General features: G+C 64.4%; 16 protein-coding genes. 7 read left to right on the top strand and 9 right to left on the bottom strand.

Annotated elements, in window-relative coordinates; genetic code table 11:
- Positions 1–28 precede the first annotated feature (28 nt).
- A complete protein-coding gene (hydA, locus tag H040_RS01240) occupies positions 29–1,468 on the bottom strand; it encodes a dihydropyrimidinase (protein ID WP_027919704.1) in 1,440 nt (479 codons plus the stop codon).
- Between the two features lie 618 nt (positions 1,469–2,086).
- Between hydA and H040_RS01235 the strand changes: the two genes are divergently transcribed.
- Together H040_RS01235 and H040_RS01230 are read left to right on the top strand one after the other, a co-directional pair.
- Positions 2,087–3,586 carry an NCS1 family nucleobase:cation symporter-1 gene (locus H040_RS01235; protein WP_027919705.1) on the top strand — a complete coding sequence of 500 codons (1,500 nt, stop codon included), beginning with the start codon at positions 2,087–2,089 and terminating at the stop codon, positions 3,584–3,586.
- 11 nt (positions 3,587–3,597) lie between these two features.
- Positions 3,598–4,881 (top strand): Zn-dependent hydrolase, encoded by a 1,284-nt coding sequence (locus tag H040_RS01230; RefSeq protein WP_027919706.1) that lies wholly within the window; start codon positions 3,598–3,600, stop codon positions 4,879–4,881.
- 168 nt (positions 4,882–5,049) lie between these two features.
- Here H040_RS01230 and H040_RS01225 read toward each other — a convergent pair whose 3' ends face one another.
- The 3 genes from H040_RS01225 to H040_RS01215 form a co-directional block, all read right to left on the bottom strand.
- A complete protein-coding gene (locus tag H040_RS01225; protein WP_027919707.1) occupies positions 5,050–6,012 on the bottom strand; it encodes an MBL fold metallo-hydrolase in 963 nt (320 codons plus the stop codon).
- A 60-nt stretch (positions 6,013–6,072) separates the two neighbouring features.
- Complete coding sequence (locus tag H040_RS01220; protein ID WP_027919708.1) at positions 6,073–6,636, bottom strand: lipocalin family protein; 564 nt, start codon at positions 6,634–6,636, stop codon at positions 6,073–6,075.
- A gap of 357 nt (positions 6,637–6,993) precedes the next feature.
- Positions 6,994–7,629, bottom strand: a complete 636-nt coding sequence (locus H040_RS01215) for a dihydrofolate reductase family protein (protein ID WP_027919709.1) — start codon at positions 7,627–7,629, stop codon at positions 6,994–6,996.
- Positions 7,630–7,790: 161 nt separating this feature from the next.
- On the opposite strand from H040_RS01215, the gene H040_RS01210 reads away from it, so the two are divergent.
- Together H040_RS01210 and nudC are read left to right on the top strand one after the other, a co-directional pair.
- Positions 7,791–8,603, top strand: coding sequence for a crotonase/enoyl-CoA hydratase family protein (locus H040_RS01210; RefSeq protein WP_027919710.1), 813 nt, complete (start codon positions 7,791–7,793; stop codon positions 8,601–8,603).
- A gap of 36 nt (positions 8,604–8,639) precedes the next feature.
- Positions 8,640–9,470, top strand: coding sequence for an NAD(+) diphosphatase (gene nudC, locus H040_RS01205; protein ID WP_027919711.1), 831 nt, complete (start codon positions 8,640–8,642; stop codon positions 9,468–9,470).
- On the opposite strand, the gene H040_RS01200 is transcribed toward nudC, so the two are convergent.
- From H040_RS01200 to H040_RS01180, 5 genes are all read right to left on the bottom strand, one after another.
- On the bottom strand, positions 9,438–10,217 hold the full coding sequence (locus H040_RS01200; protein ID WP_027919712.1) for a TSUP family transporter: 780 nt from the start codon (positions 10,215–10,217) through the stop codon (positions 9,438–9,440). The two genes, nudC and H040_RS01200, sit on opposite strands and share 33 nt — an antisense overlap.
- 140 nt (positions 10,218–10,357) lie before the next feature.
- Positions 10,358–11,188 (bottom strand): alpha/beta fold hydrolase, encoded by an 831-nt coding sequence (locus tag H040_RS01195; RefSeq protein ID WP_027919713.1) that lies wholly within the window; start codon positions 11,186–11,188, stop codon positions 10,358–10,360.
- 208 nt (positions 11,189–11,396) lie between these two features.
- Positions 11,397–12,743, bottom strand: a complete 1,347-nt coding sequence (locus tag H040_RS01190; protein WP_027919714.1) for a glutamine synthetase family protein — start codon at positions 12,741–12,743, stop codon at positions 11,397–11,399.
- 15 nt (positions 12,744–12,758) lie between these two features.
- A complete protein-coding gene (locus tag H040_RS01185; RefSeq protein WP_033696374.1) occupies positions 12,759–13,310 on the bottom strand; it encodes a helix-turn-helix domain-containing protein in 552 nt (183 codons plus the stop codon).
- A complete protein-coding gene (locus tag H040_RS01180) occupies positions 13,303–14,592 on the bottom strand; it encodes an NAD(P)/FAD-dependent oxidoreductase (RefSeq protein WP_027919715.1) in 1,290 nt (429 codons plus the stop codon). Before H040_RS01180 ends, H040_RS01185 begins: the two co-directional genes overlap by 8 nt.
- 232 nt (positions 14,593–14,824) lie before the next feature.
- Here H040_RS01180 and H040_RS01175 point away from each other — a divergent pair, with 232 nt between their 5' ends.
- From H040_RS01175 to H040_RS01165, 3 genes are all read left to right on the top strand, one after another.
- On the top strand, positions 14,825–15,712 hold the full coding sequence (locus tag H040_RS01175; protein WP_027919716.1) for a LysR substrate-binding domain-containing protein: 888 nt from the start codon (positions 14,825–14,827) through the stop codon (positions 15,710–15,712).
- Between the two features lie 93 nt (positions 15,713–15,805).
- Positions 15,806–16,912: an agmatine deiminase gene (aguA, locus tag H040_RS01170; RefSeq protein WP_027919717.1), complete on the top strand. Its 1,107-nt coding sequence runs from the start codon at positions 15,806–15,808 to the stop codon at positions 16,910–16,912.
- Positions 16,912–18,009, top strand: a complete 1,098-nt coding sequence (locus H040_RS01165; RefSeq protein ID WP_027919718.1) for an extracellular solute-binding protein — start codon at positions 16,912–16,914, stop codon at positions 18,007–18,009. The genes aguA and H040_RS01165 overlap by 1 nt, the downstream gene beginning before the upstream one ends.
- Positions 18,010–18,020 lie beyond the last annotated feature (11 nt).

The following is an 18,020-nucleotide window of genomic DNA, read 5'->3' as shown; positions in this document are numbered from 1 at the left end:
GAGGGCCGGTACGGCAATGCGGGACAGGTCAGCGCTGAACGGGTGTCGGGCGCTGTTGCTCGGCGCGCCGGCCCAATACCTCGTACACCGAGGGGTAGGCTGGCCGCTCCACGTAACGACCGGCGCCAGGCTCGGCACGTAGGTCGCCATCGGCCCAGAGCACCTTGCCCTGGCTGATGGTGTGGCTGGGGATGCCGCGCACGGTGCGGCCTTCGAAGATGTTGAAGTCGACCCGCTGGTGGTGGGTCTGGGCGGAAATGGTGCGTGTGCCCTGCGGGTCCCACAGCACCAGGTCGGCATCGGCGCCGACGCGGATGGCGCCTTTGCGCGGGAACAGGTTGAAGATCTTCGCGGTGTTGGTCGAGGTCAGCGCAACGAACTCGTGCATCGACAGGCGCCCGCTGTTGACCCCGGCGTCCCACAGCACCGCCATGCGGTCCTCGATGCCTGCGGTGCCGTTGGGGATGCGGCTGAAGTCGTTACGGCCCATGGCTTTCTGCTCGGCGCAGAAGCAGCAGTGGTCGGTGGCGGTGGTGTGCAGGTTGCCCGATTGCAGGCCGCGCCACAGTGCTTCCTGGTGCTCGCGCGGGCGGAACGGCGGGCTCATCACGTAGCCCGCGGCAGTCGCCCAGTCCGGGTTGCGGTAGACGCTGTCGTCGATCAGCAGATGGCCCGGCAGCACTTCGCCATACACCGGCTGGCCCTTGGCCCGGGCGTAGGTGATTTCGTCCAGCGCCTCACGGCTGGAGATATGCACCACGTACAGCGGGGTGCCGATGGTTTCGGCAATGCGGATGGCGCGGCTGGCGGCTTCGCCTTCGACTTGTGACGGGCGCGACAGCGGGTGCGCCTCCGGCCCTGTCAGGCCCTGGGCCAACAGTTTCTGTTGCAGGTGGTAGACCAGCTCGCCGTTCTCGGCATGCACGGTGGGCACCGCACCCAGTTGCAGGCAGCGCTCGAAGCTGGCCACCAAGGTGTCGTCGGCCGCCATGATGGCGTTCTTGTAGGCCATGAAGTGCTTGAAGCTGTTGACCCCATGCTGGTTCACCAGCTCGCCCATTTCCTCGGCGACCTGTTCGCTCCACCAGGTGATGGCGACGTGGAAGCCGTAGTCGGACGCGCTCTTCTGTGCCCAGCCGCGCCAGGTGTGGAAGGCGTCCAGCAGCGACTGCTGCGGGTTGGGGATGACGAAGTCGATGATCGAGGTAGTGCCACCGGCCAGTCCTGCTGCAGTGCCGCTGAAGAAGTCTTCGCTGGCGACCGTGCCCATGAAGGGCAGCTGCATGTGGGTGTGTGGGTCGATGCCGCCGGGCATCAGGTACTGGCCGCTACCATCGAGGATCTGGCAATCGGTAGGGGCTTCGAGGTCTTTGCCGATGGCGCGGATCTGGCCATCGACACACAGGACATCGGCGGGATAGCTCTCTTCATGGGTAACCACGGTGGCGCCACGGATCAACAGGGACATGCCGTCTTCCTCGCAGGCTGACCGGTCTGCGCCGGTTCTTGAAATTGTTATGTGCCAGTGGCTGGAGGACGGGTGTTAATCCTGTCAGACCTGACAAGAATGGAATCTAGATGCAGATTCGGGATTGTTCAAGAAAATAATTTACAGGTTTATTCGTTTACTAAATTGTTGATATATAACGAATAATTGACGTGATCACCAAAATGGTGAGGCCTTTCACCATTTTGACGCACTTGACAAGAAGCCAAATTGGTCAAGATTTTCCATGCAAAATCAGCTGCTTGATTCCTGGCTTCGAGGCGCAGGCCGCGCCGATGAAAAACCAGGCTGCACCAGTTTGAAACCTGTTGCAGGGGCCAGGGCCGGCCCAAGGTGGCGCAAGCGGCAGGCGAGGGAATAACCGTGCCCGCGCCTGCCGCGCAACAATGCTTTGCAGATCAGTTGATTACCTCCGGTCGGCGGCGGCCGGCCGGGTGGGCGCAAGCCGACCCGGCACGCATTTTGAGTACGGCCACAACCGCCAGGCCGGACCGGAGGAGCAGTACTGGTGGTGTGTGTACTCCGGCCATCGCGTTAGCCCGATGAGCAAACAACTAGAAGAAATCTGGAGAAGGCCCCATGCAACAGAGCAGATCGGAAGTGATCGAGCAGGCAGGCCTGTTCGAGCTGTCCGCAGGCAGTGACGTCCTCGACAGCCCGCGCTACAACCACGACATCGCGCCGACCCAAGTGCACCAGCGCACCTGGAACAAATGGCACATCACCGCGCTGTGGGTGGGCATGTCCATCTGCGTGCCCACTTACACCCTGGGCGGCGTGCTCACGGCCTACTTTGGCCTGAGCGTGGGTGAGGCCCTGCTGGCGATTCTGCTGGCCAACCTCATCGTGCTCATCCCGCTGACCCTCAACGCCTTCCCCGGCACCAAGTACGGCATCCCGTTCCCCGTGCTGCTGCGCTCGTCGTTCGGCATCCTGGGTTCCAACGTGCCCTGCCTGATCCGTGCGGTGGTGGCCTGTGGCTGGTTCGGCATCCAGACCATGTTCGGCGGCCTGGCCATCCACCTGTTCCTCGGCTCGATTTTCGAGGGCTGGAAATCGCTGGGAGGGACCGGCGAGGTGATCGGTTTCATGATCTTCTGGGCACTGAACCTGTGGGTGGTGCTGCGCGGTGCCGAGTCGATCAAATGGCTGGAGACACTGTCGGCCCCGCTGCTGGTCGCGGTCGGCTTCGGCCTGTTGTTCTGGGCCTTGCCGCACATGTCGATGACCGAGTTGCTGGCGCAGCCACCCAAGCGCCCGGAAGGTGCCAGCGTGGTCGGTTACTTCTGCGCAGGTCTCACGGCCATGGTGGGTTTCTGGGCCACCTTGTCGCTGAACATTCCCGACTTCAGCCGCTATGCCAAGAGCCAGAAGGACCAGATCCTCGGGCAGGTTTTCGGCCTGCCGCTGACCATGTTCCTGTTCGCTTCGCTGGGCGTGATCATGACCGCAGCTTCCGCCTCGCTGGTGGGCGAGACAGTGTCGGACCCGGTCAGCCTGATCGGCAAGATCCACAGCCCAGGCTGGGTGGCGCTGGCCATGGCGCTGATCGTGATCGCCACGCTGTCGACCAATACCGCGGCCAATATCGTCTCGCCGACCAACGACTTCCAGAACATCGCCCCGCGCCTGATCGGGCGCACCCGCGCGGTGTGGCTGACTGGTTTGATCGGCCTTGCACTGATGGGCCACGAACTGCTGAAGAAGCTTGGCTGGATCGTTTCCGACCTGAGCCTGGAGAGCGTCTATTCCAACTGGTTGCTGGGCTACTCCAGCCTGCTCGGGCCGATCGCCGGGATCATGGTGGTGGACTACTTCCTGATCCGCCGCCAGCAGCTGGACCTGGCCGGCCTGTACCGCGATGACGTGTACCCGGCGTGGAACCTGGCGGGCTTTGCCGCCTTCGCCTTGCCGGTGGCGCTGACCGTGCTGGCCATCGGCAACAGCAGTTTCAGCTGGTTCTACGACTATGGCTGGTTCACCGGGTCGCTGCTGGGTGGGGCGCTGTACTACGCCCTGGGTGGCGTGGCGGTGCGCGGGCCGGCAATCGCGCCAGTACAAACCAATAAAAATGCCTGAGGAGAAACACCATGAGCCCAACCCAGCATGTGCTGAAATCCACCGAGCGCCACGTCGACAGCGCACGCCTTTGGCAATCGCTGATGGAGCTTGCCCGCCTGGGCGCCACGGCCAAAGGGGGCGTCTGTCGGCTGGCGTTGACCGACCTCGACCGCCAGGCCCGCGACCTGTTCGTCGAATGGTGCGAGGCTGCCGGTTGCAGCGTCAGCATCGATGCAGTGGGCAATATCTTCGCCCGTCGCCCTGGGCGTAACCCCAAACTACCACCGGTGATGACCGGCAGCCATATCGACACCCAGCCCACTGGCGGCAAGTTCGATGGCTGTTTCGGGGTCATGGCCGGGCTGGAGGTGCTGCGTACTCTCAATGACCTGGGCATCGAGACCGAGGCACCGCTGGAAGTGGTGGTGTGGACCAACGAAGAAGGGTCGCGTTTTGCCCCCTGCATGATGGGTTCAGGTGTATTCGCCGGCAAGTTCACCCTGGAAGAAACCCTGGCCAAGCGTGATGCCCAGGGCGTGTCGGTTGGCGAGGCGCTGAACGCCATCGGCTACGCTGGGCAGCGAGCGGTGCTTGGCCACCCGGTCGGTGCCTATTTTGAAGCGCATATCGAACAGGGGCCGATCCTGGAGGATCAGGCCAAGACCATCGGTGTAGTCCTTGGTGCACTGGGGCAGAAGTGGTTCGACCTGACCCTGCGCGGTGTCGAAGCCCACGCCGGCCCGACCCCGATGCACCTGCGCAAGGACGCCCTGGTGGGTGCCGCTGCCGTGGTCGAAGCGGTCAACCGCACCGCCCACGCGCACCAACCCCATGCCTGTGGCACGGTCGGTTGCCTGCAGGCCTACCCCGGTTCGCGCAACGTGATCCCGGGCGAGGTGCGCATGACCCTGGACTTCCGTCACCTGGAAGGCGATCAGCTGGAGGCGATGATCGCCGAGGTGCGCGCGGTGATCGAGGCGACGTGCGCCAAGCATGGCCTGAGCCATGAACTGGTGCCCACGGCGGACTTCCCGGCGCTGTACTTCGACCGCGGTTGCGTCGATGCCGTGCGCGAGTCGGCACAGGCGCTGGGCCTGCCGCACATGGACATTGTCAGCGGGGCAGGGCATGACGCGATCTTCCTCGCCGAACTGGGGCCGGCGGGGATGATCTTCGTGCCTTGCGAAAATGGCATCAGCCACAACGAGATCGAGAACGCCACGCCGGAGGATCTGGCGGCGGGTTGCGCAGTGTTGCTGCGGGCCATGCTGGCGGCGTCGGAGGCGATCGCCAGCGGGCGCCTGGCGGCATAACGACGCGCTGTAGGGGCTGCTGCGCAGCCCTTCGCGGGCAAGTCGGGGCGCCGAACCGCCGCTTCCACAGGAACCGCGTCGCGCCCAAGGCCTGTGCGCTACTGGTGGGAGCGGCGGTTCGGCGCCCCGGCTTGCCCGCGAATGGGCCGCAAAGCGGCCAAGGCAATCTCAAGCCGAGACGGCCACCAGCAACCCATCGCGCCCGAGGTGGTAGCGCTGCAGGTCCTGCGCCAAGGTCAGGTGCCCGGTGTAATGGGCCAATGCCTCACCCCGCACATCATCAATGCATGGGCTGCGTTGCGGATCCCCCTGGTAGCGCGCACTGAAATGCGTCAGCACCAGATTGCGCACCCCCGCCGCTTCAGCGAACCGCGCCACCGCCGCCGCCGTGCTGTGGCCGAACGTATTGCCGCTGCGCTCGACGATAGGCTGGGTATAGGTCGCCTCATGCACCAGCACATCCACGTCCTTGGCGATTTCGGCGAGCAAAGCCGGGTTGTCGTTGTCGCCACAGACGATCACTCGCCGCGGTGGTCGCGAGGGTTTCAGGTAATCACGTGGTTCAAGCTGCTGCCCGTCATGCTCGACCACCAGCCCCTTGGCCAAGTCACCCCACAACGGCCCGCGCGGGATTGCTTCGACCTCCAGCCGCTGAACATCCAGGCGGGGTTCCAGGTTCAGCTCGGTGAACACGAAGCCAACGCTCGGTACCCGATGCGACAGTTGCACGGTACTGACCTGGACGTTATCGCTCTGCCATTGCCCCAGGCTCTCGACGGGCAACAGGCGCAGTTCAAACGGCAGGTAGGTTTCACTGGCCGCCAGGCTCATGCGCACCCAATCCTGCAGCGCGGCTGGCAGGATCAGGTCGAGCGGCTCGCTGCGCCCCCCCATCCCGGCACTGGCCAGCAACCCCGGCAGGCCGAAGCAATGGTCGCCATGCACATGGGTGATGAAAAGGGCACGCAGGTCGCGCACCGACAGCGAGCTGCGCAGCAACTGATGCTGGGTGCCTTCGCCGCAATCGACCAGGTACCAGTGCTTGCCGCTGGCTTCGATGACCGCAGTGGCGCTGACGTTACGGGCTTTGGTGGGCACCCCGGAGGAGGTGCCCAGAAACTGCAGGTCCAATGTTTCGCTCCATGCGTGGTGGAGCCTCACCTTAGACGCAATGCCGCGTCGCGTCGATGCTCAGGGCGCGGCAGGGTCGTCCTGGCGCCAGATCAGCTTGCTGGTGTCGTAGCCCTGCTTCTGAGCAATGGCCAGCAACTGGTCACGCGTCTGATCGGTGATTGCCGGTGTGCGCGACAGCAGCCACAGGTACTCGCGGTTGGGGTGGCCGACCAGCGCCACGCGGTAGTCCTTGTCGTGGTACAGCACCCAGTACTCACCCTTGGTCAGGTCCGGCGCCAGGCGGCTGAACCAGTTGTCGAAGCGCACCCAGAGCTTGTCGGTCCTGCCCGGCACCTGGGCTTCTGCAACGCCGCGGGCTTCGTTCCATTGGCCGTCTTTTTCCTTGCAGCGGTTGGTCACGTCGATCCGGCCATCCTCGCGCAAACCATAGTGCGCCTCGGACTGCACGCAATTGCGCTGGAAGAACATCGGCAGGCGCGCCAGTTCGTACCAGGTGCCCTGGTAGCGTTGCAGGTCGACCTGCTGTGTGGTGGGTGGGGTGTGGTGGTCGTCGTTGGAACCGACGCAGCCCATCAGGGCCAGGGTCATGCAGGAAAGCATCAGGGCCGTGCGCATCGCCATGGCAAATCTCCTGTCAGCGAATGTGGGGCTCACCTTGGTTTGGATGCGGGCACGGCGCAAAAGTTGTATCGGCTCTTCCTGGCTTGAGTTTTCTGGCGCCTGTGAGACCGAGCGCCGCCCGCGCGGCGCATCGCGGATGAATCCGCTCCTACAGTTTGTTGCAACGTGCCGAACCTCTTACGCCATGGTCGCCTGCTCGGGCGCATGACTCGAGCATTGTACACAAGGCTGACAACCATGGCCCCCCAGGCATGGCCACGTCGCAACAAACTGTAGGAGCGGATTCATCCGCGATGCGCCGCGCGGGCGGCGCTCGGTCTCACAGGCGCTGAACATGCCGAGGCGAGCCAACCGGGCTCACCCATTCTCCTGCGGTAAATCGAATGATCCCGTCTCAACTTCACCCGTGCGCACATAGCGGGCGATGATCACGCCCTTGGGCGTCACCTGGGAATGTTTCAGGTGGAAGGCCCCAGGCGCAGCATCGTCGCCGAACAGGCGCTTGCCATGGCCTAGTAACACAGGGTGAATGAGCAACTGGAGCTCATCGACAAGGCCGGCAGCCAACAGTTGTTGCACCAGGTCGGCACTGCCTTGGGTCAGCAGGTCGGCGCCGTTCTGCTGCTTGAGGGCACGTACCGCCGCGACGATATCCGCGCCCAGTGCATGGCTGTTATGCCATTCGAGGCTGTCGGGGTCATGGGTGGCAACGTGCTTGGCCACGCTGTTGAACAGATTGGCGATGGAAAATTCCTCGGTGTCGTCCTTCACCTTCGGCCAGTAGCCAGCAAAGATATCGTAGGTGCGCCGACCCAGCAGCAGTTCGAAAGGCTGGCTGAACAGTGCCTGCATGGCCTGGCCGAATACTTCCTCGGCATGGGGCACGAGCCAGCCGCCAAAGGTGAAACCGCCGCTGGTGTCTTCCTGAGGGCCGCCGGGGGCCTGCATGACGCCGTCGAGGCTGACGAAGGCGGCTACGATGAGTTTGCGCATGGGTGCTCTCCTGAAGGCAGGCCGGGGTTGATGATTCATCTATGGTCGAACGGCGCACGGCGATTTCGACAGGGCATGCAGTCCCGTTTTTGGCACAAGCACGGTCACCTGCCTGGGTTACCATCCACGCTGTGATCCCTTTCTCCACAGGAGTGCCGCCCGTGACCGAGTACACCGCGTTCAAGGTCGAACTGACCGACAACATCGCCCATGTGCAGATCAACCGCCCGGAAAAGATCAACGCGATGAACGCGGCCTTCTGGGAGGAGATCGTCGATATCTTCCAGTGGATCGACGATACCGATGCCGTGCGTGCGGTGGTGATAAGCGGCGCTGGCAAGCACTTTTCCGCCGGTATAGACCTGATGATGCTGGCGTCGCTGGCCGGGCAGATGGGCAAGGATGTCGGCCGCAATGCACGCTTGCTGCGCAAGACCATCCAGCGCCTGCAGGCTTCCTTCAATGCCGTGGACAATTGCCGCAAGCCGGTGCTGGCGGCGGTGCAGGGTTACTGCATCGGCGGTGCCATCGACCTGATCTCCGCCTGCGACATGCGCTACTGCAGCCGCGATGCGCAGTTCTCGATCAAGGAAATCGACATGGGCATGGCAGCCGATGTCGGCACCTTGCAACGTTTGCCACGTATCATCGGCGACGGCATCATGCGTGAGCTGGCCTTCACCGGGCGCAATGTGGAAGCCGACGAGGCGCTGCGCATCGGCCTGGTCAACCGGGTCTATGATGATCAGGCCGCGCTGCTCGACGGGGTCTTTGCCATTGCCCGCGAGATTGCCGCAAAATCGCCGATCGCCGTGGCCGGCACCAAGGAAATGCTCAGCTACATGCGTGACCATCGCATCGACGATGGCCTGGATTACATCGCCACCTGGAATGCCGCGATGCTGCAGTCCGAAGACCTGCGCGTGGCCGTGGCGGCGCACATGAGCAAACAGAAACCGTCGTTCGCCGACTGACCCGGTCGGGGGGCGCGCAGTAAAGGAACCCCCGACATGTCAGCTCGCTGGACAACCGCAGTACTCGACCCGCAGATCACCGGGGGGCTGGCAGTGGCCCGCAGCCCGGAAGGGTTCCTGGTGGACGCCAACGGCGCGCTGTTCCCCCGCGACTGGCTCAAGCGCCAGGACCTGGATGTGTTGTGTGAACACGGCATCGGTCACTTCGACGGCGAGCCTGTCTTCCTGCTTGAGCTGCGCAACGCAGCCGAGCTGCCGGGCTGCAGCTGGCGTGGTCTGCGCACGTTCATGCTGGAAGGCGACTTCGACACCTACAAAGTCCTTGGCTATGCCGCGCAGATCGGTACCTGGGCCCGCGAGCATCGCTTCTGCGGCAGCTGCGGCCAGGCGATGACGCAGATCCACTGGGAACGGGCGATGTACTGCCAGCCCTGCGATCTGCGCAGCTACCCGCGCATTTCGCCGAGCATGATCGTGCTGGTGACCCGTGGCGACGAGATCCTGCTGGCCCGTTCGCCGCGCTTCGTCACGGGTGTGTACAGCACCCTGGCGGGCTTTGCCGAGCCGGGCGAGTCCGCCGAGGACTGCCTGGTGCGCGAGGTGCGTGAAGAGGTGGCGGTGGAGGTAAAGAACATCCAGTACGTCGGCAGCCAGTGTTGGCCGTTCCCGCACTCGATGATGCTGGGCTTCCATGCCGAATACGCGGGGGGCGAGATCGTCATGCAGCCCGACGAAATCGAAGATGCCAAATGGTTCAGCGTGCACGACCTGCCGCCGCTGCCGGCCGGGCGGTCCATCGCCCGGTACTTGATTGATCTTTATGTCGCCAGGCGTTTATGCCTGCCCGAACCAGTGCTGCCACGCTAAACGAACAGTCAATGCCAGCACCACGGTGATGAACACCGGGCGGATGAACTTGCTGCCGCCACTGATCGCCGTGCGTGCGCCGAAGAACGCGCCGACCATCACCGACAGGCCCATGCACAGGCCGACGATGTAATCCACCTGCCCGGAAATAATGAACACCGTCAGCGCCGCGATGTTGCTGACGAAGTTCATGCTGCGCGCCACGCCGCTGGCGCGGACCAGGTCGATGGGGTACAGCAGCAGCGTGCTCACGGTCCAGAATGCACCGGTGCCGGGACCTGCCACGCCGTCGTAGAAGCCAAGGGTGAAGCCTTGGGGGAACTGCCATTTCTTCTTGATTGGCGCATCGGCATCCAGCGGCGCCTTGGGCGTGCCGCCAAACAGCAGGTAGATACCACAGGCGAAGACGATCACCGGCAGCATCTTGTTCAGCCACTCGGCCGGCATGTAGTGAGCTACCACCGCACCAATCGAGGCGCCGACCAGCGTGGCGAACAGGGCCGGGCGCCATTGCGCCGGGTGGAACAGCTTGCGCTTGTAGTAGGTGAAGCCGGCGGTGGCCGAGCCGAAAGTCGAGCTGAGCTTGTTGGTGCCCAGCACCAGGTGCGGTGGCATGCCGGCGGTGAGCAGCGCCGGGGTGGTCAGCAGGCCGCCGCCACCAGCGATGGCATCGATGAAACCGGCGACGAAGGCGACCAGGGCCAGGATCAGCAGGGTGAGCGGTTCTACGGTGAGTTCGAAGGGCATGGGTGTCTGGCAGGCAGAGGGTAGGGCGTGCGGCAAATGGCCGCGCTGGAAGGGGACATGGTAAGCGTGGGCGCAAACGGTTGCCAGTGCCGCTCTCTTCGCGGGCTTGCCCGCGAAGAGAGCGGCACTGGCTAATTACATCAACTCTGGATGAACGCCAGCAGGTCTGCGTTGATCACATCGGCATGGGTGGTCGGCATGCCATGTGGGTAGCCCTTGTAGGTCTTCAATGTGCCATTGGGCAGCAACTTGGCTGACAACGGCCCGGAGTTTTCATAAGGCACGATCTGGTCGTCGTCGCCATGCATCACCAGCACCGGCTGCTTGATGCCCTTGAGGTCCTCGGTGAAGTCGGTCTGCGAGAACGCTACGATGCCGTCGTAATGCGCCTTGGCGCTGCCGATCATGCCCTGGCGCCACCAATTGCCGATGATGCCTTCCGAGGCTTGCACGCCCGGCCTGTTGTAGCCATAGAACGGCCCGCTCGGCACGTCGCGATAGAACTGCGCACGGTTGCTGGCGACCTGGGACTGAAAGTCGTCGAACACCGACTTCGGCAGGCCGCCGGGGTTGGCGGGCGTTTGCACCATCAGCGGTGGCACGGCGGCGATCAGCACGGCCTTGGCCACCGGGTCACCGGGATGGCGCGTCATGTAGCGGACCACCTCGCCGCCACCGGTGGAGTGGCCGACATGTACTGCGCCCTGGGTGCCGAGGTGTTCGACGACTGCCGCCACATCGTCGGCATAGTGGTCCATGTCGTGGCCATCCGGCACCTGGCTGGAGCGCCCGTGGCCACGGCGGTCATGGGCAACCACGCGAAAGCCCTTGCCCAGGAAGAACAGCATCTGCGCGTCCCAGTCGTCAGCACTGAGCGGCCAGCCGTGGTGGAAGTGGATGACCGGCGCATCGCGCGGGCCCCAGTCCTTGTAGAAGATCTGAACGCCATCCTTCGTGGTTACGTAGCTCATGGTCGTGCCTCCTCAGTGCAGAAACCAAAGTGAGCTATTGAGAATAGGAGGGATTTCGTTCGGCAGTCGGATGGATTGTGGCGGTACTGGCCTGTTCGCGTCGGCTCCACGCCTCGACAAGCCCGCTTCCACAGGTGCTTGCTGCCTTTGCACCTGTGGCGCGGGCTTGTCGAGACGTCGAACCGCCGCGAACAATCCAACACCTATGTCACATGAACCAGCGGTATTCCCGCGCACTGACCTCCTGCATGAACGCCAGATGGTCCTGGCGCTTGTTCTCGCAATACACCCTCACGAACTCTTCCCCCAGCCCCTCGTTCACCGCCGGGTGGCTGCGCATGGCCGCGACCGCGCCGAGCATGTCCTTGGGGAAATCGATGCCGCTACTGCGATCTTCGTTCAGCGGCGCAATCGGCTCCTGCCCGGCATCCAGCCCATGCTCCATGCCACACAGGATCGCCGCCAGCACCAGGTACGGGTTGGCATCTGCTCCGGCCAGCCGATGCTCGATACGCAGGTTGCGCGCATCCGACTCGGGAATGCGAATGCACGCATCACGGTCTTCAACCCCCCAGCTTGCACGGCTGGCGGCGTTGACCATGGCGCCATAACGGCGGAACGCATTGTGGTTGGCCGCAAAAATCGGCATGCAGTGTGGCAGCAGCGCCAGGCAGCCGGCCACGGCATGGCGCAGCGGGCGTTGCTGGTCGGCGGCCAACAGGTTGTTGCCGGCCTGGTCGTACAGGCTCACATGCACATGCATGCCGCTGCCCGGTGCCTGCAGGTAGGGCTTGCTCATGAACGAGGCGCGCAGCCCGTGCTTGAGCGCGACACCCCGGGTGCTGCGGCAGAACAGGGCGGCCCAGTCGGCGGCTCGCAAGCCATCGTCGCAATGGCCGAAGTTGATCTCGAACTGGCCAGGGCCCAGCTCGGCCGTGATGACGTTGGCATCCACCCCTTGCGCATTGGCGGTTTTTACCATGTCGTGGAGCACATCGCTGAACCGCGACAGCCGTTCGATGTGCATGTTGGGCTGGTCGTCCGGGTCATCGCTGAGCGGGTCGCGGGGGAACTGCGGCAGGCCTTGCTTGAGCGCCCGGTCGAACAGGTAGAACTCCAGCTCGAATGCCACCACCGGGCGAATGCCGCGGCGCTCGAGGCGCTGCAGCACACGGGCGAGCACCTCGCGGGGTTCGAATTCGATCGGCGCGGCGGTGCCGTCGGAGCTGATCAGCATCTGCCCCAGCGGCTCGCGCTCCCAGCTCACCGGCTTGAGCGTGCCTGGGATCAGGCGGCGGATGGCATCCGGGTCACCGTCGTTGAAGCAATAGTCGCCAATCGGGAACAGTCCACCTTGTACGCCCAACAGTACGCAGTTCTGCGGGAGTTTCAGCGGGCTGCCGGCGGCGATTTTTTCCAGCATGTCGATGGGGTAGCGCTTGCCGTAGAAGTGCCCGGGGATGTCCAGGCTGAGCAGGTCGACATGGCTGACCTCGGGGTAGCGGGAACGGAACGCGCGAACTTCACTGAGTAAATCGGGAAAGCCTGTTGTCAGGGTCATGCTGTGCTCTCATCGGAAAACCCAGAGGACGCGGGTCGTCTGGTTGGTCAGGTTGGCGTAGCGAAAGTGGCGGTTCGGCGGCAGCTGAAAGCTGTCGTTGGGCGCGAGGGTCACGGCTTGTTCATCATCAGCGAGCCAGAGGGTCAGTTCACCTTCCAGCACGAAACCGCCTTGCTCGGAACTGTCGTCCAGGTGCCCCTCGCCACTGCTGGCGCCGGGCGCCAGGTGGCTTTCGAGCATGGCGAAACGGCCATTGAGCGTTGGCGACACCAGTACGTCGCTGATGCCCCCGGCGTAGTAGATCGTGCGCCGCTCGCCGGGGCGGGTGACCCAGTCCAGCGCAGGTGGCTGGCTGGCCTGGTAGAAGTAGGTGGTCGGCACCTGCAAGGCTTCGCTGATGGCCGTGAGGTCGGCCACGGTCGGTTGCGACAGGCCGCGCTCGACCTGGGACAGAAAGCCCAGCGAGCGCCTGACCTTGCCCGCCAGCTCATCGAGCGTCAGCCCGCGGTGCTTGCGCAGGTCGCGGATCAGCAGGGCCAGGCCCTGGGCGTCTTCAGACATGGTCGCGCATCCTGTACCAGGCCTTGGCCGCCGCCTCCAGCGGTGCGGCCAGCAAGTCACCGCCCGGGAAACGGCCGTTGTCGATGCCCTGGTACAAGGCCAGCAGGTCGTCGTCGCCGAGGATTGCATCGCTCACCGCCCGCGCGGCGGCCAGGGTCGGTAGCACACCGTGGCCGGAGAAACCTTGCAGCCAGTAGCGCTGGCCCGCGCGGCCGACGTCTGGGGTGCGCTGGATGCTGCAGTCGATATGGCCGCCCCAGGCATAGTCGATGGCCACCCCGGCCAGTTGCGGGAACACCCGTTCCAGGTAGGGGCGGGTGGCGCTGGCGACATCCTTGGGGATGCCGCCCAGGTAGGTGCAGCCGCCACCGAACAACAGGCGGTGGTCGGGGGTGAGGCGGAAGTAGTCGGGCACGAACTGGTTGTCGATCACGCAGCTGTTGCGCGGCAACAGCGAGCGGGCGAACGCTGCATCCAGCGGCGCGGTGGCCACTTGGTACGAGCCGACTGGGAGCAGCCGGCGCGACAGGCCTCGGTCGAGGCGGTCGATGTAGGCGTTGCAGGCCAGTACCAGTACATCGCAGCGCACCTCGCCCTGTCCGGTGCGGGCCACGTAGCCGTTGGCGCTTGGCTGGTAGTCGAGAACCTGGCTCTGCTCGAAGATGCGCCCGCCATGGGCCTCTATCGTGGCCGCCAGGCCCTGGGCCAGCTTAAGCGGGTTGAGGTGCGCGCCCTTGGCGTCGTACAGCGCGGCCTGGTAGCGCGGGCTGTCGATCCATTGTGGCAGTTCGTCGCGGCCGATCAGGCGCAGTGCGTCGTAGCCCCATTTGTGTTCGGCATCATGCAGGGCTTCTTCGAGCATGTTTACCCGCCGTGGCAGCACCGCGGTCCACAGGCTGCCGAGCCGGTAGTCGATATCGAAGCCATGGCGCAGGGGCAGCTCGCGCATCTCGTCGGCGGCCCAGCACATGCTGCCCCACAGGCGCCGGGTGCGTTCCACACCCAAGGCTTTTTCCAACGGCGGCATGTCGCACGACCAGCCCAGCAGCGCCTGGCCCCCGTTGCGCCCGGAGGCGGCCCAGGCGACGCGGCTGGCCTCCAGCAGGGTCACGCGTTTGCCGGCCAGGGTCAGGCGCAGAGCAGTGTGCAGGCCGCTGAAGCCTGCGCCGATGATCAGCACCTCGGTATCGTGCGGGCCTTGCAGGGTAGGGCGCAGGGGGATGCTGGCGGGGTAGGTCTGGGCGTAGTAGCTGGCGACGTGCTGGGCGGATTGCTTGAACATGCAGTGGCCTCGTGAAATTTATTGTGATTATTTTCATGAAAATCTAGCAGGGAATTTTCATGGCGCCAGGGCCGTTCGTCTTCCTGTGGGTTGGTTATATGATCCGGGGGCCGCTTTGCGGCCCATTCGCGGCACAAGGCCGCTCCTACAGGAATCCGCGATCTGCTGTAGGAGCGGCCTTGTGTCGCGAGTGGGCTGCGTAGCAGCCCCCAAGGCCCTGACAGGAACAACAATGCGCCGCCTGCCTTCCCTGACCGCCCTGCGCACTTTTGAATGCGCCGCCCGCCATGGCCATTTCGGCCGCGCCGCTGCCGAGCTGTGCGTCACCGACAGCGCCGTCAGCCACCAGATTCGCCAGCTAGAGGATCAGCTTGGCGTCGCCCTGTTCGAACGCGTGGGCCGCCAGGTCCGCCCCAGTGCCGAGGCCGAGCGTCTGCTGCATCACCTGCAACAGGCCTTCGAGTTGATTGGCAAGGCCTGCGACGAGCTGCGCGACCCAGCCTCGCAAGCGCTGCTACGGGTGGCGGTGACGGCGGAGCTCGCGCAAAAATGGCTGGTCGCGCGCCTGGCCGACTTCAGCAGCCGTTACCCGCACATCACCTTGCACCTGCACGATCAGCCGATCGATGCCGGCGCCCCAGCGCTGGACGTCGACCTTGCCATCACCTACGGCACCAGCGCCCTGGACGCCAGCACCCACTTTGTCCGGCCGCTGCCGCTGCTGCAGTTCTTCCCCGTATGCAGCCCCGGGCTGTTCAACCAGGGCGGCCTCAAGCGCCCGCGTGACCTGGTGCGCCATTGCCTGCTGCACGACGACCAGGACGGTCGTACCTGGACCACCTGGCTGGCCACCCACGCCGAAGATGCATTGCCCACCCGCCAGCTGTATTTCCCCCATGCTGCACTGGCGCTGGAGGCTGCTTTGCTGGGGCAGGGCGTGGCGATGGGCGATAACCTGACCTGCCAGGCCGACCTGCAGAGCGGCCGGCTGGTGCGCCCGTTCAGTGCCAGTGTGACGGCCCAGGGGCAGTACGCGCTGGTGTGCGAACGCTTGCGCCTGGAGCGGGCGCCGGTGGCCGACTTCATCGAATGGTTCATCGAACAGCTGAGCGATAGCTGAATTGAATTCAGCTATCGCTGAGTTTTCATCGTTGGATGCCTGATGCCGGGCGGCGTAGCGTGCAGCCATCACTCACCGACACGAGGTTGACCCATGGCACGTTCGCTCACCACCACCCCCAAGGCCGATGGTTTCCGCCTGCCTGGCGAATTCGAGCGCAAGGCCGGTTGCTGGCTTGGCTGGCCAGAGCGCCCGGATGTCTGGCGCAATGGTGCCAAGCCTGCGCAAAAGGTCTGGGTCGAGATCGTCACGGCCATCGCCTCCAGCGAGCCGGTCACGGTCTGCGCCTCGGCTGCCCAGTACGCCAACGCCCGGCGCCTGCTGCCGCCGCAGGTACGCGTGGTGGAAATGACCTGCAACGACACCTGGTTCCGCGACAGCGGTGCCTGCTTCGTGGTCAATGACAACACTGGTGAAGTGCGTGGCGTCGACTTCGAGTTCAACGCCTACGGCGGGCTCGATGGCGGCCTCTACTACCCGTGGGACAAGGACGACCAGATCGCGCAGAAGATCCTCGAAATCGAAGGCCTGGACCGCTATCGTGCGCCATTGATCGCCGAACTTGGCGGCATCCAGAGTGACGGCCAGGGTAGCCTGCTGACCACCGAGCAGTGCCTGCTCAACCGCAATCGCAACGCCCACCTGGGCAAGGCCGAGGTGACGCGCCGCCTTGAAGACTACCTGGGTGCCGAGCAGGTGATCTGGCTGCCGCGTGGCTGCAAGTTCGACGAGACCGATGGCCACGTCGACGACCTGGCCTGCTTCGTGCGCCCCGGCGAAGTCGTGCTGCAATGGACCGACAACCGTGACGACCCGCAGTGGGAAATCTACCAGGAGGCTTACGAGATCCTGCGCAGCACCCGCGATGCGCGCGGCCGTGAGCTGAAGGTGCACAAGCTGCCGCAACCCGATGTGCTGGAATGGACCGCCGAAGAAGCGGCCGGGCTCGATCAGGTCGACGGTACCCACCTGCGCGAAGCCGGCACGCGTATCTGCGCTTCGTACATCAACTACTACGCAGGCAACTCGGCCATCGTCGTGCCCCTGTTTGGCGACCGTCATGACGCCGTTGCCCAGGCGACCCTGGCGGAGCTGTTCCCCGGCCACCGCATCATCGGTATCGAGAACTCCCGCGAGATCTTGCTCGGTGGCGGCAATGTCGCCTGTATCACCATGCCGCAGTACGCCGGAGGCCGCTGATGAAACGGCGCGCGCTGGCCATTGCGGTCGCCCTGGGCTGCGCGGTGTCGGTGGCTCAGGCCGCCGACGCACAACAGCCGACCGTCAACCTGTACATCTGGGGTGAATACCTCGCCCCCGATACCTTGACCCGGTTCGAGCAGGAAACCGGCATTCGTGTGGTCGCCGATCACTTCGACTCGCTGGAAACCGCCGAGACCAAGCTGTTGACCGGTGGCAGTGGCTACGACGTGGTGCTCACCGCCGGTCAGCACCTGAGCCGGGCCATTGCCAGCGGCGCCCTGCAACCGCTGGACAAAGCCCGGCTGCCGCACCTGGCTGGGGTGGGTGAAGAGTTTCGCCGGCACATGGCCTTGTTCGATCCGGGCAACCGCTATGCCGGGACTTATGCCTGGGGCACGACCGGGGTGGGTTACCAGCAGCAAGCGGTGACGGCGCGCATGGGCGATGCACCGCTGGACAGTTGGGCGATGCTGTTTGACCCGCAGGTGGTGGCCAAATTTGCCGATTGCGGGGTGAGCCTGCTCAACGACCCCAACGAGGTGTTTGCCGCGGTGATGCGCTACATGGGCCTGGACATCAACCAGCAGCGCCTTGAAGACCTGAAGGCGGCGGAGGTGCAACTGCGCAAGGTGCGCCCGTACATTCGCTACTTCGACAATGATCGCAACATCAATGACCTGGCCAATGGCGAAACCTGCGTGGCGATGTCGTGGAACGGCAACGTGGCCATCGCCCAGGGGCAGGCACAGCAGGCGGGCAAGGCGTTTGCGCTGGACTACAGCATTCCGAAGGAGGGCACGTTGATCTGGCTGGACGCGCTGGTGGTGCCCAAGGATGCGCCGCACCCGGATGCTGCGTGGCAACTGGTGGATTACCTGATGCGCCCGGATGTGATCGCGCCGATTACCGACACCATCCATTACGCCAATGCGATCACGGCGGCGGATGGGCGGGTGGATGCGCAGATCCGCAATGCGCCGGGGACCTACCCACCGGCTGAGGTGCGGGCGCGGTTGTATGGCAAGAATGACAATGGCAAAGCGTTCAATCGGGAGCTTACCCGGGCTTTCAGCCGGTTGAAGAGTGGTACCTAGCCTGGGAGTTG

It is taken from the genome of Pseudomonas sp. URMO17WK12:I7 (genome assembly GCF_003269045.1).
In the GTDB taxonomy this organism is placed as follows: Bacteria; Pseudomonadota; Gammaproteobacteria; order Pseudomonadales; family Pseudomonadaceae; genus Aquipseudomonas; species Aquipseudomonas putida_J.
Note: the sequence above shows the minus strand (reverse complement) of the source record. Positions and strands in the feature narration are given on the sequence as shown.